The organism is Amycolatopsis regifaucium (assembly GCF_001613935.1).
GTDB classification, from domain to species: Bacteria; Actinomycetota; Actinomycetes; order Mycobacteriales; family Pseudonocardiaceae; genus Amycolatopsis; species Amycolatopsis regifaucium.
The window spans coordinates 485,169-510,550 of sequence record NZ_LQCI01000009.1 but is presented as its reverse complement, the minus strand read 5'-3'; the positions used below and the strand labels follow the sequence as shown (position 1 = coordinate 510,550).

Annotated in this window: 21 protein-coding genes, 4 tRNA genes and 1 pseudogene; 17 read left to right on the top strand and 9 right to left on the bottom strand. The window is 68.0% G+C overall.

Features of this window, described 5'->3' with window-relative positions; genetic code table 11:
* The first annotated feature begins 457 nt into the window (after positions 1-457).
* The 3 genes from AVL48_RS38990 (at position 458) to AVL48_RS12235 (ending at position 2,655) form a co-directional block, all read left to right on the top strand.
* Positions 458-790 carry a hypothetical protein gene (locus AVL48_RS38990; RefSeq protein WP_061982837.1) on the top strand — a complete coding sequence of 111 codons (333 nt, stop codon included), beginning with the start codon at positions 458-460 and terminating at the stop codon, positions 788-790.
* Positions 791-1,007: 217 nt separating this feature from the next.
* On the top strand, positions 1,008-1,235 hold the full coding sequence (locus AVL48_RS12240) for a helix-turn-helix domain-containing protein (protein WP_244162574.1): 228 nt from the start codon (positions 1,008-1,010) through the stop codon (positions 1,233-1,235).
* A 418-nt stretch (positions 1,236-1,653) separates the two neighbouring features.
* Positions 1,654-2,655, top strand: a complete 1,002-nt coding sequence (locus tag AVL48_RS12235; RefSeq protein ID WP_244162573.1) for a site-specific integrase — start codon at positions 1,654-1,656, stop codon at positions 2,653-2,655.
* Between the two features lie 49 nt (positions 2,656-2,704).
* Here the strand turns inward: AVL48_RS12235 and AVL48_RS12230 are convergent.
* The 4 genes from AVL48_RS12230 to AVL48_RS12215 all read right to left on the bottom strand — a co-directional run bounded on the left by AVL48_RS12230 (position 2,705) and on the right by AVL48_RS12215 (position 3,511).
* Positions 2,705-2,779, bottom strand: a tRNA-Val gene (locus tag AVL48_RS12230).
* Position 2,780: 1 nt separating this feature from the next.
* Positions 2,781-2,851: transfer RNA gene (locus tag AVL48_RS12225), tRNA-Cys, on the bottom strand.
* 25 nt (positions 2,852-2,876) lie between these two features.
* Positions 2,877-2,949, bottom strand: a tRNA-Gly gene (locus AVL48_RS12220).
* 136 nt (positions 2,950-3,085) lie between these two features.
* The gene (locus AVL48_RS12215) at positions 3,086-3,511 is read right to left on the bottom strand and encodes an SsgA family sporulation/cell division regulator (RefSeq protein WP_005159130.1); all 426 of its coding nucleotides are present in this window, start codon (positions 3,509-3,511) and stop codon (positions 3,086-3,088) included.
* Between the two features lie 400 nt (positions 3,512-3,911).
* Here AVL48_RS12215 and AVL48_RS12210 point away from each other — a divergent pair.
* The 5 genes from AVL48_RS12210 (at position 3,912) to AVL48_RS12190 (ending at position 9,857) form a co-directional block, all read left to right on the top strand.
* A tRNA-Val gene (locus AVL48_RS12210) sits at positions 3,912-3,983 on the top strand.
* A gap of 892 nt (positions 3,984-4,875) precedes the next feature.
* A complete protein-coding gene (locus AVL48_RS12205; RefSeq protein WP_061982838.1) occupies positions 4,876-6,402 on the top strand; it encodes a sugar transferase in 1,527 nt (508 codons plus the stop codon).
* A 109-nt stretch (positions 6,403-6,511) separates the two neighbouring features.
* Complete coding sequence (locus AVL48_RS12200; protein ID WP_061982839.1) at positions 6,512-7,126, top strand: malonic semialdehyde reductase; 615 nt, start codon at positions 6,512-6,514, stop codon at positions 7,124-7,126.
* 137 nt (positions 7,127-7,263) lie between these two features.
* The gene (gene thrS, locus AVL48_RS12195; protein WP_061982840.1) at positions 7,264-9,324 is read left to right on the top strand and encodes a threonine--tRNA ligase; all 2,061 of its coding nucleotides are present in this window, start codon (positions 7,264-7,266) and stop codon (positions 9,322-9,324) included.
* Entirely contained in the window at positions 9,321-9,857 is a 537-nt protein-coding gene (locus tag AVL48_RS12190; RefSeq protein WP_061982841.1) for an HIT family protein, read from the top strand. The genes thrS and AVL48_RS12190 overlap by 4 nt, the downstream gene beginning before the upstream one ends.
* Before the next feature lie 82 nt (positions 9,858-9,939).
* On the opposite strand, the gene AVL48_RS12185 is transcribed toward AVL48_RS12190, so the two are convergent.
* Positions 9,940-10,482, bottom strand: coding sequence for a YceI family protein (locus tag AVL48_RS12185; protein ID WP_061982842.1), 543 nt, complete (start codon positions 10,480-10,482; stop codon positions 9,940-9,942).
* Between the two features lie 117 nt (positions 10,483-10,599).
* Between AVL48_RS12185 and AVL48_RS12180 the strand changes: the two genes are divergently transcribed.
* The 6 genes from AVL48_RS12180 to AVL48_RS12155 all read left to right on the top strand — a co-directional run bounded on the left by AVL48_RS12180 (position 10,600) and on the right by AVL48_RS12155 (position 15,062).
* Entirely contained in the window at positions 10,600-11,139 is a 540-nt protein-coding gene (locus AVL48_RS12180) for a MarR family winged helix-turn-helix transcriptional regulator (protein ID WP_061982843.1), read from the top strand.
* 102 nt (positions 11,140-11,241) lie between these two features.
* Positions 11,242-11,883, top strand: coding sequence for a phosphatidylinositol phosphate synthase (gene pgsA, locus AVL48_RS12175; protein WP_037307085.1), 642 nt, complete (start codon positions 11,242-11,244; stop codon positions 11,881-11,883).
* A complete protein-coding gene (locus tag AVL48_RS12170) occupies positions 11,880-12,797 on the top strand; it encodes a phosphatidylinositol mannoside acyltransferase (protein WP_061982844.1) in 918 nt (305 codons plus the stop codon). Before pgsA ends, AVL48_RS12170 begins: the two co-directional genes overlap by 4 nt.
* 22 nt (positions 12,798-12,819) lie before the next feature.
* Positions 12,820-13,965 carry a glycosyltransferase family 4 protein gene (locus AVL48_RS12165; RefSeq protein ID WP_061982900.1) on the top strand — a complete coding sequence of 382 codons (1,146 nt, stop codon included), beginning with the start codon at positions 12,820-12,822 and terminating at the stop codon, positions 13,963-13,965.
* On the top strand, positions 13,962-14,444 hold the full coding sequence (locus tag AVL48_RS12160) for a hypothetical protein (RefSeq protein WP_061982845.1): 483 nt from the start codon (positions 13,962-13,964) through the stop codon (positions 14,442-14,444). The genes AVL48_RS12165 and AVL48_RS12160 overlap by 4 nt, the downstream gene beginning before the upstream one ends.
* A 138-nt stretch (positions 14,445-14,582) precedes the next feature.
* Positions 14,583-15,062: an XdhC family protein gene (locus tag AVL48_RS12155; protein ID WP_244162572.1), complete on the top strand. Its 480-nt coding sequence runs from the start codon at positions 14,583-14,585 to the stop codon at positions 15,060-15,062.
* A gap of 60 nt (positions 15,063-15,122) precedes the next feature.
* On the opposite strand, the gene AVL48_RS12150 is transcribed toward AVL48_RS12155, so the two are convergent.
* Positions 15,123-17,231 (bottom strand): elongation factor G-like protein EF-G2, encoded by a 2,109-nt coding sequence (locus tag AVL48_RS12150; protein WP_061982847.1) that lies wholly within the window; start codon positions 17,229-17,231, stop codon positions 15,123-15,125.
* Between the two features lie 172 nt (positions 17,232-17,403).
* Between AVL48_RS12150 and AVL48_RS12145 the strand changes: the two are divergent.
* From AVL48_RS12145 to AVL48_RS12135, 3 genes and pseudogenes are all read left to right on the top strand, one after another.
* A pseudogene (locus tag AVL48_RS12145) lies at positions 17,404-18,586 on the top strand (FAD-binding oxidoreductase).
* Between the two features lie 191 nt (positions 18,587-18,777).
* Complete coding sequence (pdxS, locus tag AVL48_RS12140) at positions 18,778-19,692, top strand: pyridoxal 5'-phosphate synthase lyase subunit PdxS (RefSeq protein ID WP_034307818.1); 915 nt, start codon at positions 18,778-18,780, stop codon at positions 19,690-19,692.
* A 239-nt stretch (positions 19,693-19,931) separates the two neighbouring features.
* Positions 19,932-22,046, top strand: a complete 2,115-nt coding sequence (locus AVL48_RS12135; protein ID WP_061982848.1) for an acyltransferase family protein — start codon at positions 19,932-19,934, stop codon at positions 22,044-22,046.
* A 12-nt stretch (positions 22,047-22,058) separates the two neighbouring features.
* On the opposite strand, the gene AVL48_RS12130 is transcribed toward AVL48_RS12135, so the two are convergent.
* From AVL48_RS12130 to AVL48_RS12120, 3 genes are all read right to left on the bottom strand, one after another.
* Positions 22,059-22,484: a PaaI family thioesterase gene (locus AVL48_RS12130; protein WP_061982849.1), complete on the bottom strand. Its 426-nt coding sequence runs from the start codon at positions 22,482-22,484 to the stop codon at positions 22,059-22,061.
* Positions 22,485-22,665: 181 nt separating this feature from the next.
* Positions 22,666-24,129, bottom strand: a complete 1,464-nt coding sequence (locus AVL48_RS12125; RefSeq protein WP_082857620.1) for a M28 family peptidase — start codon at positions 24,127-24,129, stop codon at positions 22,666-22,668.
* 41 nt (positions 24,130-24,170) lie between these two features.
* On the bottom strand, positions 24,171-25,370 hold the full coding sequence (locus tag AVL48_RS12120; RefSeq protein ID WP_061982850.1) for an MFS transporter: 1,200 nt from the start codon (positions 25,368-25,370) through the stop codon (positions 24,171-24,173).
* Between the last annotated feature and the right edge of the window lie 12 nt (positions 25,371-25,382).

Below are 25,382 nucleotides of genomic sequence, written 5' to 3'. Positions count from 1 at the left end.
AAATTTCTCTGCACTTGTCAAGTTGATCAGGCATGATGCTGGGGAGGCTGGCGCGCTGTCATGCCGATGAGCGGACACTGTCATGGGACTGGGGGTACGACCTCCACGACGTCGGCCAGGCCGACTAGCCGGGCACCCTCGTACATCGAGAGCCGCAGACCCGGTGCGACCTCGGGCCAAAGATCGGGTGCGAGCAGGTGGAGGCGAACCATCGCCTCTTCGCCAGGTGCGAGTGTCCTCGTCGGTTCCAGTGTCAGAGGTGCGTCGTGGCCGTCGTGATGGAGGCCGGGCGGGAAAGCCCAGTGCGACCGGTAGCCCGAGTAGATCGGGGTGCGGCGACCACCTTGCGCCGTGGTGAGTAGTCGCAATCGTGCACGAATGTACCCACGCTCATGTTCGGTCGCCGTCCACCGGTCGTGCTCGCGATCAGGATCCACGCTGAGATTTTGCCCGTCCGATGCCCCATGCCGCGAAGCGGGTATTCGCCGATCTGATTCGGCCGGGCCGTTCCCAGCTCGATGCTGGCGCTGGGAACGACCGACGGGAACTCCAGTCATCGCCGCCCAGCGATGACGGGTATACCGAGCTCGACCGGCGCGATGCGGGCCAGGCGCTTGGCCTCCTCTCGTTTCTGCCGGGTGAGATCGATGCCTTCAACCTCACCGAGCCATGCCTCGTGTTCGGCACGGGCGCGTCGGGCCAGCAGGTCTTCCTCGATCTTGTCGAGACGGTGGCCCGCAACTCTCCGGTCTCGGGTAGCACGAACCCCGCTAGACGCCGCCCGGATTGATCGCTTTGAGGCACGCACGAGCCTTCGCGTCTGCGGGCCGCCGGAACCATCCGGTACCGCGACCGCGCAGGGCTGAACCGTGCTGTCCACGTCACTGGAGGAGGTGAACTGTTGTGACGGACGACAGTCCGCGCGTGAGCACTTCCGCGCTGGATTCCGTCGATGGCGGTGCGGCGCTGGCGGCTCGATCCGGGAGCTCGCCAGTGCGGTCCGCGCTTTGGCGGCGCATTGTCCCCGCGATCCCGACGCGCTGCTGACAGCCGAGGACGTCGGTGCGTTGCTCGGCTTGTCTCCGAGGACGTTGAAGGATCGTGCTGCGGCCGGAGTGTTCCCGCATCGCCGGTTCGGCAAGCACTACCGGTTCAGCCGGGAGGACGTCGCGGAGATTGTGCAGCTGACGAAGAACGCGGTGCGTCCGTACCGCGGTGGCATGCGTGCTGCGTGAGCGTCGGCCCATCACGTCCCGGAACTGGCCGGGGCGCTCGCCAAGGAAGAGAGGTATCCGTCGTGGCTTACGCACAACCAACCGACGGTGATCCGCCGGGCTGGCGTGCTCGGTTCAAACGTCCTGACGGGACGTGGGGAAGCAGGTCGGGTTTCAACACCGAGAAGGCGGCCGAGGCGTGGGGTGTGGAGCAGGAGGCGTTGATCCGGCGCAACCTGTGGCTGGACCCGCGTGAGGCGGAGATGTTGTTCGGTGTGTTCGCCGAGGAGTTCATGGACGCGGTCGGTCCGCGGCTGGAGCCGACGACGCAGGCGAAGTACCGGTCCTTTCTGGACAACCATCTACTGCCCAGTGGTCGTCAGGGCCGCTGGCGGGGATCTTCAACAGCTACGTCGAGATCGAGAAGTGGCTCTCGGAGTTGCACGAGGACTACGCCGACTCGTCGGTGGCGTCGATCTTCTCGCTGTTCTCCACGATCCTCGGCGCTGCGGTCAAGGCTCGGAAGATCCCGGCGAACCCATGCGCCGGGATCCGGGTCACCTCGGGCGAGTTCGAGATCGAGAACCTCGTCGCGACACCGGTGCAGGCATTGCGTGCGTCGATGCGTCTCTACGAGAGCGGGCTCGGGCTCGCGGGGTTCGTGCTCGGGTTGCTCGACTTCTACACCGGTTCCCGGTGGGGTGAGCTGGTCGGTCAGCAGCGGCACGAGTACGACAGCGAGGCCCGAGCGATCCAGATCCGTGAGCCGTTGAAGGAGATCGGCGGACACCTCTTTAAAGGCGGGCGAAGGGTCGACACCTCCAGGCTGGCCGATCTCGGGCGGCAGCCGACTCGCCCGGTGACTCTGAGGCGGCAGGGTGGCCGGGCGAAGAAGGGCCGGACCAAGACCCCGGCCGGTACACGGAGCGTGGAGCTGCCGCCGAGCATCGCGGTCTTCTACGAGGAGCTGATCGACAGCCACAGCTTTACGTTCGTGCTCTGCAGCGCGGAAGGCGCACCGTTGCGGCGGTCGAACTTTCGCAACCGGTACTGGCGCCCGGTCTGGGACGGCAGTGACGCTGAACACACGCGATCGGCGGAACTGGTGCAGCCGACCCTGCCAACCTTCACCTTCCATGAAGGGCGGCACAGCCACAGCACCTGGCTGGCCGAGGACGGCATCCCCGAAGTCGCCCGTCGAGCGCGGCTCGGGCAGAAGATGAAAGGCATCGCGAGGGTCTACGACCATGTGACCCCGTTGATGCGTCGTCAGATCCTGCAGGCGCTCGAGACCCGGTGGATCGGGTCTCTGGTCGCACTCACGCCGAGCGAGCGGACGAAGCTGGGGGAGTGGTTCCCGCACCTGCACGCCACGTTCCGTGACGGGCAGTTGGAGACGGCCCCGAGGGCCATCGCCATTTCATCGCCATTGAACGACTGAAGCCCCGCCCCTCCGAGGAGGAGCAGGGCTTCTGACCTGCGAAAACAGATGGTGCGCGATACTGGGATTGAACCAGTGACCTCTTCCGTGTCAGGGAAGCGCTCTCCCGCTGAGCTAATCGCGCGAGGTGGAGACGGGATTCGAACCCGTGTACACGGCTTTGCAGGCCGTTGCCTCGCCTCTCGGCCACTCCACCGTGTCAGGCCCGAGAGGGCCTTCCGAGCGGATGACGGGATTCGAACCCGCGACCCTCACCTTGGCAAGGTGATGCGCTACCAGCTGCGCTACATCCGCACATCCTCGGTCGGGTTGGGAGGTCAGATCCTCGCGGTTCTGCTCCTCACCCCGTCGCCGTGGTGTGTGTAAACACTATCCGACCCCGAAAACGGCCCTGCAACCGGGGTGCCACTTGCTGTTCGCAAGCCCGTCATCAGGCCAAATCGTTGGGGATGAGGTGGGTCAGGGCGTCGTCGACGTCGACCCACAGGTGCTCGTTGCCGGGCAGCACGACGTCGTAGGTCCGGTCGAGGAAGTCGGCCAGCTCCTGAGCGGACGCCTCGAACATGGCGTGCCCGGACGGCGAGTTCAGTTCGATGAGGACGGACTCGGGGTCTTCGACGGAGGGGCGGATGCGTACGTCGCCGTCGCCCGCGTCGGCCAGGAGGCCGTCCGCGAGGAGATCCCGCGCGTAGACCCACTCGACCCAGCCTGCCCGGCCGGTGCGGAAGGCGGCGACGACCGCATAGGGGTCGCGTGTGTCGTATCGCAGCTCCACCTTCACCGGGACCGCGGGTGTCCGCGGCGCCAGGAGGTCGAACACCGCCGTCGAGCGGAGCGTCACGTGATCGTTGCGCATCGTCCTACCCTTCGTCTCCTTCCCGGCTCGGTCGAACCGAGTGGCGATGATGTGACGTACCGGCCGGCCGATCGGAACGCGGTTTTGCCGCAGATCACCCGGACGGGGTCATCGGACCCCGGGTCCATGCTCCGTCACCCCATCATCACCCGCGCGACGCGCAGCCCTCCATGCGCCCTGCAGGCAGTCCACATGTACATACTGCGCGGTTTAGTCGTCACGCGATAGCACCGTCGCACGAATGTCGAAACGCGTCGCGGGCGGCCCCCTGTCCGCACAGCCCCGGCTAGCTCGCGGTTGTTCGCTCCGTATTTGCTGGTGAGCGGAGTGTGGTCGGAGCGAACCACCCGTTTGCAGGCCCCCTAAAGTCGTGGGGTAGAGTCTGCCGGACACCGCGAGCGGGCGATTAGCTCAGCGGGAGAGCGCTTCGTTCACACCGAAGAGGTCACTGGTTCGATCCCAGTATCGCCCACCGGATGAAGGCCCTGGACCACTCGGTCCGGGGCCTTGTTCATTCTCGGACAGTGTCGGCAGAGAGCCGTCCGGACGCAGTGGATCCCCAGGTCGGACGCGGGTTATCCGGGGACGGTACTTCTGCCGTGGTGGGATGGTCCGGTACTGCGTCCGAATTCCCCGGTGCGACGGCGATGGCCGGAAATGGTCGCGTTCGAAGATCGGTTGCCGGACCAGCGCGACCGGTGTGGACATTTGACATAAGGCTTGCGTTCCGTAGTGAATTAGTGGCGCAAGCAGGTCGTCGAGACGATATTGTGATCCTCGGCACTGTGCCCTGCGTCGGAAGGTTCAGACCACTGTGGAAGTGATGCGGGGCACGGAGGAGCGTCCATCCGCACGGCCCCCGTGTCGTGGTCCCCGTGATGCTGACGTGATGTGACGAAACGCCACTCCGGTGACCGATTGACAAGGTAGGTCGGCGTGCCGTGGACGAGCCTCGGAGGTGGCGGCCCTCGGCGAGCGTGGAATCCACAGTGGACCGGCGGATGACCGATTCCCTCGAACCGTCCACTATGGAGTTTTCCGGGCGTTCGGCCGTTCGGGCGCGTGGTGCGCCAAGTGGCCGTGAGAGCCAAATGTTTTCGTGACTACTTTGTGTAGTTGTCCGGCGGATACGGTCTATTACGCATCGTCATCACCTTGTTATCTTTTGGACATTCATTTGCCGGAAGTCCGCACAGGATGTGGCTGGAAATCCTTGTAACGATGGCCGGAGAGTGGCCGATACCTTGGCGTGTGTCGCCCCATCGGCTGCTGAAGTACCTCGAGAATCGATCACTCTTCGACATCGTTCTCCTTGACTCAGCGTGTCGATCCGGCGTTCGGGAATTCCCACTCCGGGAGGTCTGATGGAAGAGTCGGTGCGGCCGTCGTCCACCGTCAACGGGACGTCGCAGCACATCGACCTCCAGTCGATCCCGCTTCCCCCGCAACGGGGTGCGGGCAACGCCACCGCGGTCGACCACACGTCGGCGCGGCCGCCGTACGCGGCTTGGGAATCGCGCTACCGCGCCTGGGTCATCGGTAGTGACGTTTTCACCGCCTTCGTGCTCATCGTGATGAGCGCCTTCTTGATCGATCGATCCGATCCGCACGACATGCACGCGCTCGGTACCGCCGCCGCCTTCCTGTTCGGACTGTCGGTGTGCCGTGCCTGGAGTCCGCGCGTGCTCGGCGAAGGCGCGGAGGAGTACCGGACACTGGGACGCGGCCTGATGACCACCGCGGTGCTCGTCGCTCTGGGCGGCCTGCTCTTCGGCGCGCTCGCCGTGCAGCCGTGGGTCTTCATCGTCGTCCCGATGATCTCGGTCGTCATGTTCCTGCAGCGGTACGCGCTGAGACAGGTGCTGCACCGGCGCAGACGGCTCGGTGAATGCCTGCTGCCGGTGCTCGCGGCCGGAAGCCCCGACACGGTCGCCGACCTCATCGCCCGCACCAAGGCCGATCCTCATGTCGGCTGGCGGGTCGAAGCCGTGTGCACCTACTCCGGTGCCGGGGCGGAGCGGGGGAGTGGGGAGGTGGAGGGTGTCCCGGTCGTCGGGAAGCTCGACGAACTCGCGGGCCACGTCCGCCGTGGCGGTTATCGCGTGGTCGCCGTGACCGCGGATCAGCACTGGAATCCCAAGCGCCTCCAGCGGCTCGCCTGGGACCTCGAAGGGACTTCCGCCGAGATGGTGGTCGCCCCGATGCTGATGGAGGTGGCGGGCCCACGGCTGAACGTCTCCGGTGTACTCGGCATGCCGCTCCTGCGGGTCAGCGCGCCGAGCTTCACCGGCGGACGCCGTCTGGTCAAGGAAGTGCTCGACAGGTTCGGCTCGACCCTGCTCCTCACCCTCGTTTCCCCGCTGCTGCTGGCGATCGCGGTCGCGATCAAGCTCGACGACCGCGGCCCGGTGATCTACCGCCAGCGCCGCGTCGGCCGCGACGGCCACACCTTCACCATGCTGAAGTTCCGCACGATGGTCACCGGCGCCGACAAGCTCAAGCAGAGCCTCCAGGCGGACAACGAAGGCGCGGGTCCGCTGTTCAAGATGCGCAAGGATCCCCGGGTGACCCGCGTCGGCGGCCTGCTCCGGCGGTATTCGCTCGACGAGCTGCCGCAGCTGTTCAACGTCGTGAGCGGACGGATGTCCCTCGTCGGCCCCCGCCCGCCGTTGCCGGAGGAGACCGCGAAATACGCCCCCGACGCGCGGCGCCGTCTGCTGGTGAAGCCGGGGTTGACCGGGCTCTGGCAGGTCAGCGGCCGCAGTGACCTCAGCTGGGCCGAGAGCGTCCGGCTCGACCTGCGGTACGTCGAAGACTGGTCCCTCGCCCTCGACCTGGTGATCCTGTGGAAGACCTTCCGTGCCGTCGTGCAGGGGAGGGGAGCGTACTGACGCCTACCTGTGACCGGACCCACACGCAGTGATAGTTGAACGAGAAATAGTTCAGCGCTCAACTAGGTTGGGAGGGGTACAGGCAAGCGTACGGAAGGAAGATCCACCCATGACCACCAGCGTTGAGTCGACCGAAGCCCTGCGCCTCCCGCAGGACGTCCAGGACCTGTTGTTCCGCGAAGCCCGCACGGCGAACAGCTTCAGCGACGAGCCGGTGACCGACGAGCAGATCCGCGCGATCTACGAGCTGGTCAAGTGGGCCCCGACGTCGATGAACAACCAGCCGCTGCGCGCGCTGGTCATCCGCACCGAAGAGGGCAAGAAGCGCCTCGCGCCGCTGATGTCCGAGGGCAACCGCGCCAAGACCGAGGCCGCGCCGGTGACCGTCGTCCTGGCCGCCGACACCGAGTTCCACGAGAACCTCCCGCGGACGTTCCCGCACTTCCCCGGAGCCAAGGACCTGTTCGCCGACGAGGCGGGCCGGGTCGAGACCGCCAAGCTGAACGCACTGCTGCAGGTCGGCTACTTCATCATCGGCGTGCGCGCCGCCGGGCTGGCCGCCGGCCCGATGACCGGTTTCGACGCCGAAGGCATCGACAAGGAGTTCTTCGCGGACAAGCCGTGGAAGTCCCTCGTCGTGATCAACGTCGGCAAGCCGGGCGACAACCCCTGGTTCGACCGTCTGCCGCGACTGGACTTCGACGAGGTCGTCGAGACCGTCTGATCTCGTTCCGCGCTGCGCGAAGGCCTCCTTCCGATGGGAAGGGGGCCTTCGTGGTGCTTGGGGTAATGCGCGTGAGCCGCGTCGCGCCTGACGACTAACATCACGCATATCCGAGTTGATTGAACTAAGGAGTCATCGTGCCCCAGCCGTCGTCAGGAGCAGCCGCAACCGCCCCGCGCGTGGTGGTACCGGCGGGCACTACGGCGGGCACCGCGGTCCGCGAAGCCGGGCTGCCGACCAAGGGGCCGGACACGATCGTCGTCGTGCGCGACGCCGAGGGCAACCTCCGCGATCTCGCCTGGGCCCCGGAGTCCGAGGTCGAGGTCGAGGCCGTCGCCGCGAACACCGAAGACGGCCGCAGCGTCATCCGTCACTCGGCCGCCCACGTGCTCGCGCAGGCCGTGCAGCAGCAGTTCCCGCAGGCCAAGCTCGGCATCGGCCCGCCGGTCAAGGACGGCTTCTACTACGACTTCGCCGTCGACACCCCGTTCACCCCGGAAGACCTGCAGGCGCTGGAAAAGCGCATGAAGCAGATCGTGAAGGGCGCGCAGCAGTTCTCCCGCCGCGTCTTCGACTCGGTCGACGAGGCCAAGAAGGAACTGGTCGACGAGCCGTTCAAGCTCGAACTGGTCGACATCAAGTCCGATGTGGACACCTCCGAGGTGATGGAGGTCGGCGGCGGCGAGCTGACCATCTACGACAACCTCGACCCGCGCACCAAGGAGCGCGTGTGGAGCGACCTCTGCCGCGGCCCGCACGTGCCGACCACCAAGTTCATCCCGGCGTTCAAGCTCACCCGCGTCGCCGCCGCGTACTGGCGCGGCGACGACAAGAACCCGCAGCTGCAGCGGATCTACGGCACCGCTTGGGAATCCGCCGAGGCGCAGGACGTCTACCTGGAGCGCCTCGCCGAGGCCGAGCGGCGCGACCACCGCAAGCTCGGCGTCGAGCTGGACCTGTTCTCCTTCCCCGACGAGATCGGCTCCGGGCTGCCCGTGTTCCACCCCAAGGGCGGGATCATCCGGCAGGAAATGGAGAACTACTCGCGTCAGCGGCACGTCGAGGCGGGCTACGAGTTCGTCTACTCGCCGCACATCACCAAGGGCGCGCTGTTCGAGACCTCCGGTCACCTCGACTGGTACCGCGACGGCATGTACCCGGCGATGCACCTCGACGCCGAGCACAACGAGGACGGTTCGGTCCGCAAGCCCGGCCAGGACTACTACCTCAAGCCGATGAACTGCCCGTTCCACGACCTGATCTTCCGCTCGCGCGGGCGTTCCTACCGGGAACTGCCGCTGCGGATGTTCGAGTTCGGTTCGGTGTACCGCTACGAGAAGTCCGGCGTGATCCACGGGCTCACTCGCGTCCGGGGCATGACGCAGGACGACGCGCACATCTTCTGCACCCTGGAGCAGGTCCCCGGTGAGCTGAAGTCCCTTTTGGACTTCGTGCTGAACCTGTTGCGCGACTACGGTCTCGACGACTTCTACCTCGAACTGTCCACTCGGAACGATGAGAAGTACATCGGTTCCGACGAGGTGTGGGCCGAGGCCACCGAGGTGCTGCGCACCGCCGCCCTCGACTCCGGACTGGAGCTGGTGCCGGATCCGGGCGGCGCGGCGTTCTACGGGCCGAAGATCTCCGTCCAGGCGAAGGACGCGCTGGGCCGCACCTGGCAGATGTCCACCATCCAGCTGGACTTCATGCTGCCCGACAAGTTCGAGCTGGAGTACACCGCGGCCGACGGCAGCCGTCAGCGTCCGGTGATGATCCACCGCGCGCTGTTCGGCTCGATCGAGCGGTTCTTCGGCGTGCTGACCGAGCACTACGCCGGCGCGTTCCCGGCGTGGCTTTCGCCGGTACAGGTGGTCGGCATCCCGATCACCGAGGACCAGGTCGAGCATCTGCGCGAGGTCGAGAAGGCGTTGCGGGCCAAGGGGGTCCGGATCAACGTCGACGCGAGTGACGACCGGATGCAGAAGAAGATCCGCACCCACACCACGCAGAAGGTGCCCTTCATGCTCCTGGCGGGCGCGAAGGACGTCGAGGCGGGCGCGGTCTCGTTCCGGTTCCGCGACGGCGGCCAGATCAACGGCGTCCCGGTGGCCGACGCGGTCGAGGCGATCGCCGGATGGATCCAGCGTCGTGAGAACTCCTCGCCGACGGTGGCGGGCTTGGAGGCGGTCCTCCGGTGACGGGCCCCGATGGCCCGGAAGTCGTCGGACAGGACGGTGTGGGGGTCCCGGACGCGTTGCAGCGTCTGTGGACCCCGCACCGGCTCGCCTACGTGCAAGGGTCGAAGAAACCCGACGAGGGCTGTCCGTTCTGCCATCTCCCCGAGAAGAGTGACGAGGACGCGCTGATCCTCGCGCGGGGGAAGAACGTCTACGCGGTACTGAACCTGTACCCGTACAACCCCGGCCACCTGATGGCCGTGCCGTACCGCCATGTCGCGGACTACACGGACCTGACGGCGGAAGAGACCGTCGAACTGGCGGAGTTCACCCAGCACGCGATGCGGGTGATCCGGGAGGTGTCCTCGGCGCACGGGTTCAACATCGGGATGAACCAGGGCGTGATCGCCGGCGCGGGCATCGCCGCGCATCTGCATCAGCACGTGGTGCCGCGGTGGGGTGGCGACGCGAACTTCATGCCGGTGATCGGGCATACGAAGGTGTTGCCGCAGCTGCTGGGGGAGACGCGGAAACTGCTGGCCGGGGCCTGGTAGTTCAGCGGCAAGTACGTGAAGGCCTCCTTCACTGCGCTAGACGCAGTGAAGGAGGCCTTCACGTACTTACGGAGGCGTGGGCTCAGGAGTTGAGCGCGGCCTGCAGTTCGATGTCGATCTTCACCTTCTCGGACAGGAAGGCGTTGCCCTCCGGGCCGATGCCGAAGTCGCGGCGGTTCACGGTGGCGGTGGCCGAGACGCCGAGCGTGGTGGCGTTGTTGTTGGCCGGGTTGGTGCCGATGCCGTTGAACTCGGCTTCGAGCGAGACCGGGACGGTCTTGCCGCGCCAGGTGAGCTCGCCGTCGATGACGTAGTCGCCGCCGTCCTCACGGATGCCGGTCGAGCGGAAGGTGATGACCGGGTGCTCGTCGACGTGGAAGAAGTCCTCGGACTTCAGGTGCGTGTCACGCCCGTCGACACCGCTGGCGACCGAGGAGGCGTCGATTTCGACGGTGACCGAGGAGTCCAGGATGTTGTCGGCGGTGACGACCTCACCGGTGAAGGCGGTGAAGTTGCCCCGGGACTTCGCCAGGCCGAGGTGCTTCACGGTGTAAGCGATGTCGGAGTGCGCGGTGTCGATCGTCCACTTGCCTGCGACGTAGCCCGGGATTTCGGTGGTGGTCATGGAAGTCGATCTCCAAAGTCTGTGGTCTGCCGGTGGCGAGCCCTCGGCTTGTTGAGCGCTCAACAAGGACTGTAGCGCAATTTGGTTGAGCGTTCAACCAGGGGTAGTATGGGTGGCATGTCCGAACCCCGATGGCTCTCCGACGAGGAGCAAAAAGTCTGGCGCGACTTCTCCGCGGCCACGCGGATGCTGCAAGCGCATCTGGAGGGCCAGCTTCAGCACGAGGCGGGCATGCCCCACACCTACTACGAAGTGCTCGTCGCTCTGTCCGAGGCGCCGGGCCGCCGCCTGCGCATGAGCGAACTCGCGGACGCGCGCAAGGCGTCACGCAGCAGGTTGTCGCACGCGGTCGCGCGACTCGAAGCGAACGGCTGGGTGCGGCGTGAGTCCTGTCCCACCGACAAACGCGGTTCGTGGGCGGTGCTCACCGCCGAAGGTTTCGCCGCGCTGGAGGAGGCGGCTCCCGGGCACGTCGAGGCCGTCCGCGAGAGCCTCTTCGACCCGTTGACCCCCGAACAGGTCGAAGCGCTCGGGGAGATCAGCGCCGCCGTGCTGGCCCGGCTCTCGCCGAAATGCGCCGCCGCCGAGGCGGAACTGGCCTTGCGGGAGGAATCCGGCGACCTTCGGGACACACCCGAACTGGCCGAAGCGGACTGAGGAAAAGCCGGTCCAGGGCAGGCACGGCGACAGGTGTCGGTGCGGGTGGATAGGCTTCGGGCACCCATCCGACCCTGCTGCTTAGGTGCACCTGAAGAACCGATGCTCAACATTTTCGCGCGCGCCTCCGTTTCCCGCGTCACCGACCCCATGGGGAAGGTGCTCGTCCGCGCCGGTCTGACCCCGAACGCGATGACCGTCATCGGCACGGCCGGTGCGGTGCTGTGCGCGCTCGCGTTCTTCCCCAACGACATGCTGCTGTGGGGCACTTTCACCGTGTGGGGCTTCGCGATGCTGGACCTGCTCGACGGCGCGATGGCCCGCGCCCGCGGCTACGGCACGGCGTTCGGGGCCGTCCTGGATGCGACCTGCGACCGACTGGTCGACGGCGCGTTGTTCGCCGCCATCGCGTGGTGGTGCTTCGTCCACGACGACAATCGCCCCGCCGCGGCCGCCGCGCTGATCTGCCTGGTGCTCGCGCAGGTCATCTCCTACGTCAAGGCCCGCGCCGAGGCCTCCGGGCTGGAGGCCGACGGCGGGCTCGTCGAGCGTGCCGAACGGCTGATCATCGCCCTTGTGGGAACCGGACTGCACGGTCTCGGCGTTCCGTACACCGTGGACATCACCCTCTGGCTGCTCGCGGTGCTCTCGGTGATCACCCTGCTGCAGCGGACGGCCGCGGTGGCCAAGGCGGCGAGGGCCGCCAAAGCGGCCGGGCCACCCGCCACGGAAGGCGGGTCATGAGCGGGTTCTCCCAGCGACTCGGCGATTGGGGCTACGCGGCGGGGTGGCGGCTCGCGCGCTGGCTGCCGGAGCAGGTCGGCTCGGTGACCTTCGGGCTCGGCGCCGACCTCGCCGTCCGGCGCGACGGCGGCGGGGTGCGCCAGCTGCGGAGCAACCTCGCCCGGGTCGTGCCACAGGCCGACGAGGCCGAACTGGACGAACTGACCCGCCGCGCGATGCGGTCCTACGCCCGCTACTGGCACGAGATGTTCCGGCTGCCTTCGATGGACCACAAGGAGGTCAGCCGCAAGGTCGCCCAGTCGATCACCGGCGTCGAGAACCTCGACGCCGCGCTGGCCGAGGGCAACGGCGCGGTGATGGCGCTGCCGCACAGCGGGAACTGGGACGCGGCGGGGGTCTGGCTCGCGGATTACCTCGGTGGTTTCACCACGGTCGCGGAGCGGTTGAAACCCGAGTCGTTGTACCAGCGGTTCGTGTCCTATCGGGAATCGCTCGGTTTCGAGATCGTGCCGCTGACCGGCGACAGTTCCGCGATGCGCGTCCTGCTCAAACGGCTGCGGGAGAACAAGGCGATCTGCCTGGTGGGGGACAGGGACCTGACGAAATCGGGTGTCCCGGTCAAGTTCTTCGGCGAGCAGACCCGGATGCCCGGCGGACCGGCGCGGCTGGCCGCAACCACCGGTGCCGCGTTGATCCCGGCCGGCTGCTGGTTCACCGAGAACGGCTGGCAGATCCGGCTGCACCCGCGGATCCGGGTCACGAACCGCTCCGAGGTCCCGGCGGCCACCCAGGCGCTCGCGGACATCTTCGCCGGCGACATCGCCGCGCATCCGGCCGACTGGCACATGATGCAGAAGTTCTGGCTCTCCGATCTCGAACCCGGGGAACGGGCCGACCTCGGCGAAGCGAGCTGAGCCGATGGCTCAGGCGCGGGTCATGAAGATCGGGATCGTCTGTCCGTACTCGTTCGACGTGCCGGGCGGGGTACAGGGACACGTCATCGATCTCGCGAAGGCGCTGCTCGCACGCGGGCACGAGGTATCGGTGCTCGCGCCGGCCGACGAGGATTCCGACGTCCCGGATTTCGTCGTCCCCGCGGGGAAGGCGCTCGGCATCCCGTACAACGGCTCGGTCGCGCGGCTGCAGTTCGGCCCGGTGTCCTACGCCAGGGTGCGGCGCTGGATCCGTGACGGCGAGTTCGACGTCCTCCACCTGCACGAGCCCGCCGCGCCGAGTCTTTCCTTGCTGGCGTTGAAGGTCGCGGACGGTCCGATCGTGGCGACCTTCCACACCGCGACGACTCGTTCGCGCACGCTGGCGGCCTTCCAGCCGGTGCTGCGGCCGCTGCTGGAGAAGATCACGGCGCGGATCGCGGTGTCGGCGCTGGCTCGCCGCGTGCAGGTCGAGCACGCCGGCGGTGACGCGGTCGAGGTGCCCAACGGCGTCGACGTCGACTTCTTCTCCCGCGCGCTCCCTCTGGATGGCTACCCGCGAGCGGGCGGCACGGTCGGCTTCGTCGGACGGTACACCGAGCCTCGCAAGGGGATGGGTGTGCTGCTGGAGGCGTTGCGGATCCTGCTGCCGGAGTTCGAAGACCTGCGGATGCTGGTGGTCGGCCGCGGTGACGCGGAGCAGCTCCGGCGCGAGGCCGGGCCGGAACTCGCGTCGCATATCGATCTGCTGGGCCAGGTCGACGACGAGACGAAGGCGCGGGCACTGCGCAGCGTCGACGTCTACTGCGCGCCGAACACGGGCGGCGAGAGTTTCGGGATGATCCTCACCGAGGCGATGGCGGCGGGCACGCCGGTACTGGCGAGCGGGCTGGACTCGTTCCGCCGGGTGCTCGACGACGGCAAGGCCGGGATGCTGGCCGAAACCGGTGACGCGGCCGCGCTGGCCGCCGGGTTGCGTGAGCTGCTCGGTGATCCGGCGCGACGGGTGTCGCTGGCCGCGGCCGCGGGGGAGCGGGTCGCGATGTTCGACTGGTCCGTGGTCACCACGCAGGTCCTGCGGGTGTACGAGACGGCGATCGCCGCCGACCCCCGGCGGGTCGGCGCGGGCGAACGCGAGTTCAGCCGGTGACGACGTGGTTGTGGATCGGCGGCCTGGTGGCCGTGATCGTGGTGCTGGGCGGGCTGTTCCTGCTCGCGACGGCGAACCGGCTCGACCGGCTGCACGTGCGCACGGACGCGGGGTGGGCGGCGCTCGACGCGGCCCTCGCGCGGCGCGCCGTCGTCGCCAGGGCGGCCGCCGCGATCCTGGGTGACGAGGAATTGCGCGCGCTGGCCGAACGGGCCGAGCACGCCGAGCGCCCGGATCGCGAAGGCGAGGAAAGCGAACTGACGCTGCGGCTGGCGCACGTCGACCGGACGACGTTGCCCGCGCCGTTGGCCGAGGAGCTGACCGACGCCGAGCACCGCGTCGTCATCGCGCGGCGGGTGCACAACGACGCCGTCCGGGACACGCTGCATCTTCGACGGCGGCGGAAGGTCCGGTACTTCGGCCTCGCCGGGACCGCGCGGCTCCCGGAGTACTTCGAAATCGCCGAACCCGAACTCTGACCCCCGCGCCCAGTCCCGCATTCAGTCCTCTGCATGCGGTAGTTCGTGTGGCCAACTACCGCATTTAGAGGACTGAACGCGGTGGTTGCGCGTGCATAGAGCGCGCCCAGAGGGGACGGAATGCGGGAAGATGGGCGCGTGAGCGACGAACAGCGGGTGTTGGTAGCGGTGTTCGCGACGCCGGTGGCGTCGTACCTCCTGCGCTACGGCAAGGATCTCGGGTACACGACGGTGTTGTTCGAGCCGGACGGCGCGCGGGCGACGGATGTCGCGAACGGCTTCGAAGCCGTCTCGACGGTGCCGGGCCTCGGAGCGGGCACCGACGTGGTCGTCACCGACCACAACCGGCCCGAACTCGGCGAGGTGCTCAAGGCCGTGCTCGACCACCCGGCCCGCTGGGTCGGGGTGCTGGGCAATCCACGCCGGGTCGGGCCGCACGTCGCCGCGCTCAAGGCACTGGATGTCCCGGAGAACCAGATCGCGCGCGTGCAGCGTCCAGTCGGCTTGAACATCGGCTCGCGCACGCCGCCCGAGATCGCCGTCGCGACCTTGGCCGGCCTGCTCGCCGACCGGAACGGCCGTCCGGGCGGCTTCGAGTTCCCGCCGCCCGGCGATTAGCCTCTGCATGCGGTAGTTCGTGTCGCCAACCACCGCATTCAGAGGACGAAATGCGGTGGTTCAGCGGGCCACGGCTCCTTCCGGCATGGGTTCGAACCGGGCGTGCTTGCGGGTGAACGTCGCCGTGCCCGAGGTCAGCGAGCGTAGGTCGATCGCGTAGCGCAGCAGTTCCGCGGCGGGTACCTCGGCGCGGATGACCGTGCGGCCGCCCTCACCCGATTCGGTGCCGAGCACGCGGCCACGCCGGGACGACAGATCACCCAGCACGGTGCCCAGGTGCTCATCCGGAAGCCGCACCGCCACCTCTTCGAGTGGTTCGAGCAACACGATCTTCGCGGCCGCGGCGGCTTCCTTGAGCGCCAACGCGCCCGCGGTCTGGAACGCCGCGTCCGACGAATCGACACTGTGCGCCTTGCCGTCGACCAGGGTCACCCGGATGTCGATCAGCGGATGGCCGTCGACCAGCCCCCGCTGCGCTTGGGCCCTGACTCCCTTTTCGACACTCGGGATGAACTGGTGGGGCACCGAGCCGCCGACGACCTTGTCGACGAACTCGAAGCCCGAACCCCGCGGCAGCGGCTGGACCTCGATGTCGCAGACGGCGAACTGGCCGTGGCCGCCGGACTGTTTGACGTGCCGCCCGTGCCCACGGCCCGGCCCGGCGAACGTCGAACGCAGGCTGATGCGGACGGGTTCGGTGTCCACCTCGGCGCCTCCCGCGCGCAGCCGCGACAGCACGACGTCGGCGTGCGCCTCACCCATGCACCACAGCACGAGCTGGTTGGTCTCGGCGTTGCGGTCCAGCCGTAGCGTCGGATCGCCCGCGACCAGCCGAGAAAGGTTGCGCGCCAGGGTGTCCTCGTCGCTGCGTGTCTTGGCGATGACGGCGACCGGCAGCAGCGGTTCCGGCATCGTCCACGGCTTCATGATCAGCGGATCGTCCGGCGAGGAAACGGTGTCACCCGTTTCGGCCGAGCCGACCTTGGTGAGCGCGCAGAGGTCGCCCGCGACGCAGTACGGGACTTCGCGCAGGTTGGCGCCGAGCGGCGAGTACAGGTGCGCGACCCGTTCGTCGGCGTCGTGATCCTCGTGCCCGCGTTCGGCGAGCCCGTGGCCCGAGACGTGCACCGGGCGTTCCGGGCGAAGCGTTCCGGAAAACACCCGCACGAGCGACACCCGGCCGACGTACGAGTCGACCGCGGTCCGGACCACCTCGGCGGCCAGCGGGCCGTCGGGATCGGCGCGGAGGCTCGCGTGCGGCTCGCCGGTGGGGGAGGTGACCTCCGGCGGGACATGCTCCAGCGGTGACGGGAAGGCGCGCACGATGCCGTCGAGGACTTCGGCGAGCCCGACCCCGGTGGTCGCGCACACCGGGATCACCGGATGGAAGGACCCGCGCGCGACGGCGGTCTCGAGGTCGGCGATCAGCGTGTCCTCGGCGATCTCCTCACCGGCGAGGTACCGGTCCATCAGGGACTCGTCTTCGCTCTCGGCGATGACACCTTCGATCAGTTCGTTGCGTGCCTCGCCGATCCTGGCGAGATCGGCCTCGTCCGGCTCGCCGATCTTGGGCGGGTAGCCCTCCGAATAGTCGAAGTAGCGACGTGTGATCAGCCCGACGAGTCCCTCCCGAGCGGGCAGATACAGCGGCAGGACGCCGGCGCCGAAGGCCGCTTGGCAGGCCGCGATCTCGCCTTCGGGGTCGGCGCGGTGATGGTCGAGCCGGGAGACGACCACCGCCCTCGGCATTCCGACGGCCGCGCATTCCTCCCACACCGCGACCGTGGCCGCGTCGACGCCTTCCGCGGCGCAGACCACGAACAGCGCCGCGTCGGCGGCACGGAGCCCGGCGCGCAGTTCGCCGACGAAATCGGCGTATCCGGGGGTGTCGATGAGATTGATCTTGTGGCCCTGGTGCAGCACCGGCGCGACCGCAAGGCCGACCGACCGCTGCTGCCGGACCGCGGCGGGGTCGTGGTCGCACACCGTGGTGCCCTCCACGACGGAGCCCGCCCGCGTCACCGTGCCGGACGCGGCGAGCAAGGCTTCGGCGAGTGTCGTCTTGCCGGATCCCGAGGGGCCGACCAGGACCACGTTGCGCACTTTCACCGGGTCGTCCACAGCGACGGCGGCCCCGGAGTCCCCGTTCTTGCTCTGTTTGTCGGCCATGCCGGTCTCCTCACCACACGACGCCGGTAACAGGTGTGTCCTCGATCACACACCCGCGACGGCCGTCGCGGCAAGGCGACCGGCGATGGACCCCCCGAATGTCGACCGTCGCTATGCTCGATGGTGGACACCTGGAGGCGAATCCGAATCGAATCCAACGGTGGGGAGAGCGATGGAGCTCGACAGACGGACGGTGTTGCGGCTGGCGGGCGCGGTTCCGGCGATGGCGGTGATCCCCGGGGCCGGCGGTGGAGACGAGTGGGAACGGCTGCGCGTCCGGCTCGGGGGCACGCTGTTTCGGCCCGGCGAGCCCGGCTATGACGAAGCGCGGCTCGGTTTCTTCTCTCTGTACGACCATCGGCTTCCCGCCGGTATCGCGGTCTGCGCGAACGAGGACGACGTCCGGTGCTGTGTCGATTTCGCGGCCGAGCACCAGGTGCCGATCGCGGCGCGATCGGGCGGGCACAGCTACGCCGGTTATTCCATAGTGGACAGCGGGCTCGTCGTCGACCTGTCCCGCCTTTCCGCGGTCGAGATCCTGCCGGGTGGCCGGGCGGCGATCGGCGCGGGCGCGGTACTGGGCCAGGTGTACGAGGCCCTGGCGGCGGCGGGCCGCGCGCTGCCCGCCGGCACTTGTCCGGGGGCCGGCATCGGCGGGCTGACCCTCGGTGGCGGGGTCGGCGTCCTGGGTCGCAAATACGGACTGACCTGCGATGTCCTGGAATCCGTGCGTTTCGTCGGCGCGGACGGAAAACTGCGCTTCGTATCGGCGGAGACCGCGCCGGATCTGCTGTGGGCGTTGCGCGGTGGTGGCGGCGGCAACTTCGGCATCGTCACGTCGTTCACCTTCCAGACGGCGGCCGCGCGGACGCTGACGAACTTCGCGCTCTCCTTCCCGCCCGCCGCGCTCGCCGACCTCGTCGCGGCGTGGCAGGAGTGGCAACCCGTGATGCCGGACGAACTGTGGTCCGGGATGGGACTCGGCGCGACGGTCGTGAACTGCGGTGGCTGTTTCGTGGGCTCCGCCGCGCAGGTGAACCCGCTGCTCGACGACCTCGTCCGCCGCGTCGGCACCCAGCCGACCACGCGCGAGGTGACCGAACAAAGCCATTTGGCCTCGATGCGCGCCTTCGCCAAGGAGGTTGACTTCCCGGCCGCGGCCCGTGACCGGGCGGATTATGTGGCCACTTCGAGGATGCTGACCCATCCCGGCCGGGTACGTCAACTACATCGACCCGGAGATGCCGCACTGGGCGAAGGCGTACTACGGCGAGAGCCTGCCGCGGCTGCGGCGGGTGGCGCGGAAGTACGACCCGGACGGCCTGTTCGCCTTCGCGCAGGGCCTGGCCCGCTAGCCCCCTTTTCGCATTTAGTCCTCTGGTTGCGGTACTTGCGCGGGCAACTACCGCAACCAGAGGACCAAATGCGGGCCAGATCACCCAGTGGACTGCTGAAATCGTCGCGAACTGGCCTGCCTGAGAGGTCCAAAAGCGGCCTACCCTCGGAAGGGTCACCCCACCTCGTGCGCTTTCCGAAAGGTCCAGCAGTGTCTGACGACTCCACGAACACGGCCACCACCTCGCTCACCGGCACCGCCCGGGTCAAGCGCGGGATGGCGGAGATGCTCAAGGGCGGTGTGATCATGGACGTGGTCACCGCCGAGCAGGCGAAGATCGCCGAAGACGCCGGTGCCGTCGCGGTGATGGCGCTCGAGCGGGTCCCCGCGGACATCCGCGCGCAGGGCGGCGTCGCCCGGATGAGTGACCCGGACCTGATCGACGGCATCATCGAGGCCGTCTCGATCCCGGTCATGGCGAAGGCCCGCATCGGTCACTTCGTCGAGGCTCAGCTGCTGCAGTCGCTCGGCGTCGACTACATCGACGAGTCCGAGGTGCTGACCCCCGCCGACTACGAGAACCACATCGACAAGTGGGCCTTCACCGTGCCGTTCGTCTGCGGTGCGACCAACCTCGGCGAGGCGCTGCGGCGGATCAACGAGGGCGCGGCCATGATCCGCTCCAAGGGTGAGGCCGGCACTGGCGACGTCTCGAACGCGACCACGCACATGCGCAAGATCCGCGCGGAGCTGCGCCGCCTTTCCTCGCTGCCCGAGGACGAGCTTTACGTTGCGGCGAAGGAACTTCAAGCCCCGTACGACCTCGTCAAGGAGGTCGCGGAAAAGGGCAAGCTCCCCGTCGTGCTGTTCACCGCGGGTGGCATCGCGACCCCGGCCGACGCCGCGATGATGATGCAACTCGGCGCCGAAGGCGTCTTCGTCGGTTCCGGCATCTTCAAGTCGGGTAACCCGGCGCAGCGCGCCGAGGCGATCGTCAAGGCCACCACCTTCTACGACGACCCGGACGTCATCGCGAAGGTTTCGCGTGGCCTCGGCGAGGCCATGGTCGGGATCAACGTCGACGACGTCCCGGAGCCCCACCGCCTTTCCGAACGCGGCTGGTGATCGGCGGGCGATCCGCCCGTTTCGACCTCGGCATCTGAGGACCCCGGACAGGCGTGCCTGTCCGGGGTCCTCGCTATCCAGCCGCGCACAGGTCTGTGACGCCTCTGAGGTGGCAGTTCATCCGGGTTCCGCAGTACCCCGGAGGGTGAACGCGGGTCTTCGAATCGACGTTCTACGCTCTTCGGTGAGCGGCCGTCATTATCCCAGCGCGGCCGAAGCGACGGGATAAGGTTGTTGTGATGGCGCTCGCGCAGGCCGAACAAACGGTTCCACTGAGAGCGGTGTCGGCCAAGCCACCCGCCCAGCGCCGGGACATCCAGGGGTTGCGTGCGCTGGCGGTCGGTTTGGTGATCGTCTATCACCTTCGGCCGGAATGGCTGCCCGGCGGCTTCATCGGTGTCGACGTCTTCTTCGTCATCTCCGGCTACCTCATCATCGGCACCCTCACCGGCGAACTACGCCGCACCGGGACCATCCGCCTGCGCCAGTTCTACGCTCGCCGCATCCGGCGTCTACTGCCTGCCGCCTCGCTCGTCCTGCTGAGCACCGTGCTCGTGACCTGGCTGTTACTGCCGATCTCACGCTGGCCCGCCATCATGAGCGACGTTCTCACCTCGTCGCTGAACGTTCATAACTGGGCGCTGGCCGCCAAGGCCGCCGATTACGCCCACGCCACGGCCGCCGTCTCACCGGTCCAGCATTTCTGGTCTCTGAGCGTCGAAGAGCAGTTCTATCTGGTCATCCCTTTGGTCCTGCTGATCTGCGCTCGCCTGGCTCACCGGGCCGGCCCGCAGGCCGCACGCCGCGCCGTCACGGCGGTCGCCCTCGTCACCGCCGCGTCGTTCGTGTTCTCCGTGATCTACAGCGAACTCGACCACGGCCGTGCTTACTTCGTGACACCCACCCGGATGTGGGAACTCGGCCTCGGCGGCCTCACCGCGATGACCGTCCATCGGATCCGTCTCAAGGGCGGGCTCCGGCTGCTTCTCGGTTGGGGCGGATTGGTCGCCGTCCTGGTCGGTTCGTTCCTGCTGACCACCGAGATGGCGTTCCCGGGCTACGTCGCTCTCCTGCCGACGCTGGGTACCGTCGGCTTGCTGCTGGCCGGGGTCGTCGCCGCGGGTCAGCGAGTGGCACGCCGGGAAACCGCGGTCGTGCTCGGTCTCCAGCCGCTGCGCTACCTCGGCGACATCTCCTACAGCCTGTACCTGTGGCACTGGCCGGTCATCGTGGTGGTCCTTCAGATCGCGGGCGATACGGAATTGACGCGGCGACAGGCGGTGGGTGCCCTCGTGCTGAGTCTGGCGCTGGCCGTGGTGTCCAAGCACTTGGTCGAAGACGCCTTCCGCGGCGGGAGGGCCGTGTTCCCGCCGTTCCGGCTCCGGATGCCCCGGCTCCGCGGTGCCTACCTGCTCGGCGCGGCCATGATCGCGATGACGACGGTCTCCGCGACGGTACCGTGGCAGTACGCCTCGGCGGAACTCGATCGCCTCGCGGCGGCCGCCGGCCTCGACGAAGATCATCCGGGCGCCCTCGCACTGGACAGGGACAACCCGAAAGCGGTGCCGGAAGGTGTCCCGCTGACTCCTGACCCGGCGGTGGCGGGAAAGGATTGGCCGCTGAAGGACCAGTCCGTCAACTGCACCGCATACGACATCGAGAACTGGCCGCCCACCGGCGACAAGTGCACCTATGGTGCCCCGACCGCACCGAAGACGCTCGTCTTGGTCGGCGACTCGCACGCGGCGATGTTCAGCACGGTGTTCGCCCGGTTCGTGCGCGAGCATCCGGAGTGGCGGGTGAAGATGATGCTGCGCAACGGCTGCCCCTTCAACGCTGTCGCGCCGTCCGGCCTCACCGTCTGTTCCGACCAGAACGAACTCGAACTCGCCGGGATCCTCGCCCTGAAGCCGAAAATCGTGGTGACCTCGGCGATGTCTCCCGCGTCGTACGACAAGGATCTGGGATGGCGCTGGGAGTCGCGCGCGCAGACCGTGGACGGTTACGAGTCCATGTTGCGGCGCGTCTCCGACGCCGGTATCCGAACCGGAGTGATCCGCGACGTGCCCCGGCCGGCCAAGAACACGCCGCGGTGCCTGGAAGACCACCCCGGCCGGCCCAAGGAATGCGACACCGCCCAGGCTGTCGCCTTCGGCCCGGACAAGGATCCCTTGGTGGAGGCCGCCGAACGTGTGCCGCGTTCGACGGTCGTCGACTTGACTCCGTGGCTCTGCGTCGGCGACGTGTGCCCGGCTGTCATCGGCAACGTCGTGGTGTACCGGGACAATCACCTCACGGACTCGTACGTGCGCACTCTCTACGGGCCGTTGACCGCCGGGTTACGGCTGAGATGAGCGGTCCGGCGGTCAGGAGGTCGCGCCATTCCTGGTCATCACGCTTCCTTGCGCCGCGGCACTGAGCGTCGTGGTTCCGTCCTCACCGACCACGCGGAGATCACAGCGGCAGGTGGCCTGCCGTCGGCCGCTGTAGAGGACCTGCGCCTCCGCCACGAGCCGGATTCCCTTGGCGGGTCGCAGATAGTCGATGCTGAAGCCACTGGTGAGAATGGCCGGTCCCAGCGTCGTTCCCGCCGCGAAGGTGATCGCGTTGTCCGCGGCGTAGGCGAGTACGCCGCCGTGGAGATAACCGTTCTGTTGCAACAGGTCTTCGCGGATGTCGAGTTCCAGGGTCGCCACGCCGTCGCCGAACGAGGTCACCCGGGCGCCGAGCAGAACGCTGAACGGTTGCGCGGCGAGGCCCTTCCGGGCGTCTTCGAGGGTCAACACGGTCATCAGAGCCACGCTTTCAGGTCGGTCGAATCCACCATGGTCATTCCCCAGCGCAGCGCCGCCACTTCGAGGTCGGCGCTGCCTGCCATGGTGCCGTCGGCGATCATAGCCAGCTTGTGGATCGCTTTCGGGGAAACGCGATGACGCCGTCCAGCGCGGGCGGTGACCTCGACGGTCGACGCGACTATCGGTTCTCCGGTTTCAAGGTTTCGACGGCGTAGCGTCCGGTGGTCCAGGCGATGGCCCGGCCGAACTGGTCGAAGATGACCGGGTTGACGTTGTCGAGGGTGTCGCAGGGCTGGTGGTAGCAGTGGTCGAGCATTTCCCCCGCGATTCCCCCGAACAGGGGTACCCACTCGGCAGGCTTGAGGGCTTCCGCGCCCGCGTTGACGCCACCGGCGGGGATGCCCGCCTTGATGAAGGGGGAATGATCCGAACGGTCGTCGAGTTCGAGTCCGACGGTGGGAAGGTTCCGCCCGGCGAAGTAGTCGTTGATGGTCTTCGTGATCTGTTCCGACCCCGCCGGGGCAGGCCCGCCGGGCGTGCGTCCATTGTAGACCTGGCGGGCGAAGTTCGGTGAGCCGATCATCTCGAGGTTCAGGTACAGGCCGGTCTCACCGCGCTGCCGGGGACTGAGCTGATCGACGTAGTACCGGGATCCGACGAGGCCCTTCTCTTCGGCGTCCCACCAGGCGAACCGGACCCGGTTCGCGACCTTGCCGTCGTGGTGGGCGAGCTGCCGCGCGATCTCCAGTTGCATCGCCGCGGCGGCGGCGTTGTCGTTCGATCCGGGGGTGGTGTCGACACTGTCGAGGTGGGATCCGACGACGACCGTGTGGGTTCCGGTGCCGGAAGGGGTGTCGGCGATGAGGTTGTATCCCTTGGTGGTGACCGGCTTGGTCCGGAGATCGAGGTGAAGGGTGACTTCGCCCTGATCGGCGTCGGCTCTCAGCTTTTCGGCCTCGGCACGGGTGAGGGTGGCGGTGGGGATGCGCGCGGTTTCGGGCGGCACGACCCGGTGCCGGATGTTCATCGTGGGATTGCCGTAGTTCACGTTCATCACCATCGCGATCGCGCCGGCGTCGGCAGCGGTGACCTGCTTGAGCGAGGTGGCGCAGCCCCCCGCGTCGACGAGCACGATCTTGCCGGTGACATCGCCGCCGGCGTAGTCCTCCGGCGCGCATCCTGTTGCCCTTCCCGCCGGTTCGGCGAGAGCGGCGGAGACCCCGGTCTCGGGAGTGGAGACGGAGAAGTAGGCCAGAAGCGGGTGCAGCTCCCGGCTGACCGGGGCGGTTTCGGTCCCCGTTTCCGCGACCACCTCGTAGTCCGGGAACGTGAATTCCTGGCGCTGAACGCGGTAACCGGCGTCGGTCAGGGTTTTGGTCACGTACTCGGCGGCCGCGTCGTAGCCTGGGGAACCGGAAACGCGGTTGCCGCCATGAGCGTGCGTCGCCTCGGAGATCATCTTCAGGTGGTGCCACGCCTGGCGGCCGGTCACCGCGGACGCCAGCGCTTTCGCCAGCCACCACGGCCCGGACGCGGCTGCGTGCGGCGCTGTCGTCACGGTCGTGGCGAGTAAGACGGCCGCGACAGCCGACGAGGACAGGACGCGACCGGGTCGGCTCGTCCTGCGCGGGTGACCGTTCATGAGGCTCGTTCCTTCCGGTGGATGTCGAGACGTGTCGCGGGCTATCGCGGGGACGCGGTCGAGGCAGAGGATGCGACCGCGCCGGTCCGGAGAGTGGAGCGCAGGAACAACGAAGACGCCGCGGCGGTGGCGGCGGCGGCCGCGGCGGCCAGGAACGTGGTGGTGTGGTCGCCTTCGCTCCAGGTCACGAGCTGCCCGGCGAGGGCCGTGCCGATGCCGTTGCCCACCCACATGAAGGTGCTCATCCACGCGAACGCTTCGGTCCGCTGCCGCGGCGGAGCCACCTCACCGAGCACGATCTGGTGCAGCGTGTCGCGCGGACCACTGACCAGACCCACGGCGAGCAACGCCGCACCGGCCGGCAGGAGTCCGGGCACGAACCCCGTGGCGACGAGCAGAACGGCGGACGCGGTGTGGAAGGTGACGAGCTGGCGGCGGGGACGGCCCTCGCGACGTCGTATGCCGTAAGCGAGCGCGCTGACCACCGCGCCCACCGAGTAGGTACCGAGCAGTACACCGGAGAGGCCGGGAGTCCCGCCGGAAGCCGCCGCGGCCGAAACCCCGACGACGACGCAGCCGAACGCCAGCATGTCGCAGGCGGTGATCCCGAGCAGCACCCGGACGTGTCCGTCGGAAAGGGGGCCGAAGACCCGTCGAGTCCGGGACACCGCACTCGACGATTCCGCGCCGGCCTGTGTGCGCGGAATCGGCACCGTCACCAGGGTCGATACTCCCAGGACCGTGCAAGTCCCGGCCACCGCCACGGCGGCCACGGGGGAGGCGAGCGCGACGAGGACCGAGACCAGCAGTGTCCCGGTCACCACCATGACCTCGTTGAGTACTGCGTCCAAGGCATAGGCGGTCCGGGTGTGTCCGGCGGGCACGAGCACGGGCCACGTGGATCGGATGACCGGTGCCGACGGGGGTGTGCTCGCCCCCAAGGCGATGGCGGCACCCACGAGAACCCACGCGGGGGCCTGCTGCGCCATGCCGGTCACCGCCGCCGCGTACGCGAGGGCGTGGACGGCGAGCATTCCGAGGAGGACAGGGCGGGGACGAAGCCGGTCCACCAGCCTTCCGGACAGGGGGACGCAGACCGCGAGCGCGATGGAGAATCCGGTCAACGACGCACCGCCGACGGCGTAAGAGCCGTGCGTGGAAACGATCGCCAGCAACATGCTGAGGTTGAGGATCGGTGCCGCCAGCCTGCTCGCGATCAGCGCCAGCACCAACCGCGGCACACCACGAAACCC

Coding starts and splice junctions, on each gene's coding strand:
- pgsA (WP_037307085.1), top strand. CDS start 11,242: ATGCTCAACATTTTCGCGCGCGCCTCCGTTTCCCGCGTCACCGACCCC.
- AVL48_RS12165 (WP_061982900.1), top strand. CDS start 12,820: ATGAAGATCGGGATCGTCTGTCCGTACTCGTTCGACGTGCCGGGCGGG.
- AVL48_RS12150 (WP_061982847.1), bottom strand. CDS start 17,231: ATGGCCGACAAACAGAGCAAGAACGGGGACTCCGGGGCCGCCGTCGCT.
- AVL48_RS12215 (WP_005159130.1), bottom strand. CDS start 3,511: ATGCGCAACGATCACGTGACGCTCCGCTCGACGGCGGTGTTCGACCTC.
- AVL48_RS12130 (WP_061982849.1), bottom strand. CDS start 22,484: ATGACCGTGTTGACCCTCGAAGACGCCCGGAAGGGCCTCGCCGCGCAA.
- AVL48_RS12200 (WP_061982839.1), top strand. CDS start 6,512: ATGACCACCAGCGTTGAGTCGACCGAAGCCCTGCGCCTCCCGCAGGAC.
- AVL48_RS12205 (WP_061982838.1), top strand. CDS start 4,876: ATGGAAGAGTCGGTGCGGCCGTCGTCCACCGTCAACGGGACGTCGCAG.
- AVL48_RS12135 (WP_061982848.1), top strand. CDS start 19,932: ATGGCGCTCGCGCAGGCCGAACAAACGGTTCCACTGAGAGCGGTGTCG.
- AVL48_RS12180 (WP_061982843.1), top strand. CDS start 10,600: ATGTCCGAACCCCGATGGCTCTCCGACGAGGAGCAAAAAGTCTGGCGC.
- AVL48_RS38990 (WP_061982837.1), top strand. CDS start 458: ATGCCCCATGCCGCGAAGCGGGTATTCGCCGATCTGATTCGGCCGGGC.
- AVL48_RS12170 (WP_061982844.1), top strand. CDS start 11,880: ATGAGCGGGTTCTCCCAGCGACTCGGCGATTGGGGCTACGCGGCGGGG.
- AVL48_RS12125 (WP_082857620.1), bottom strand. CDS start 24,129: ATGAACGGTCACCCGCGCAGGACGAGCCGACCCGGTCGCGTCCTGTCC.
- AVL48_RS12185 (WP_061982842.1), bottom strand. CDS start 10,482: ATGACCACCACCGAAATCCCGGGCTACGTCGCAGGCAAGTGGACGATC.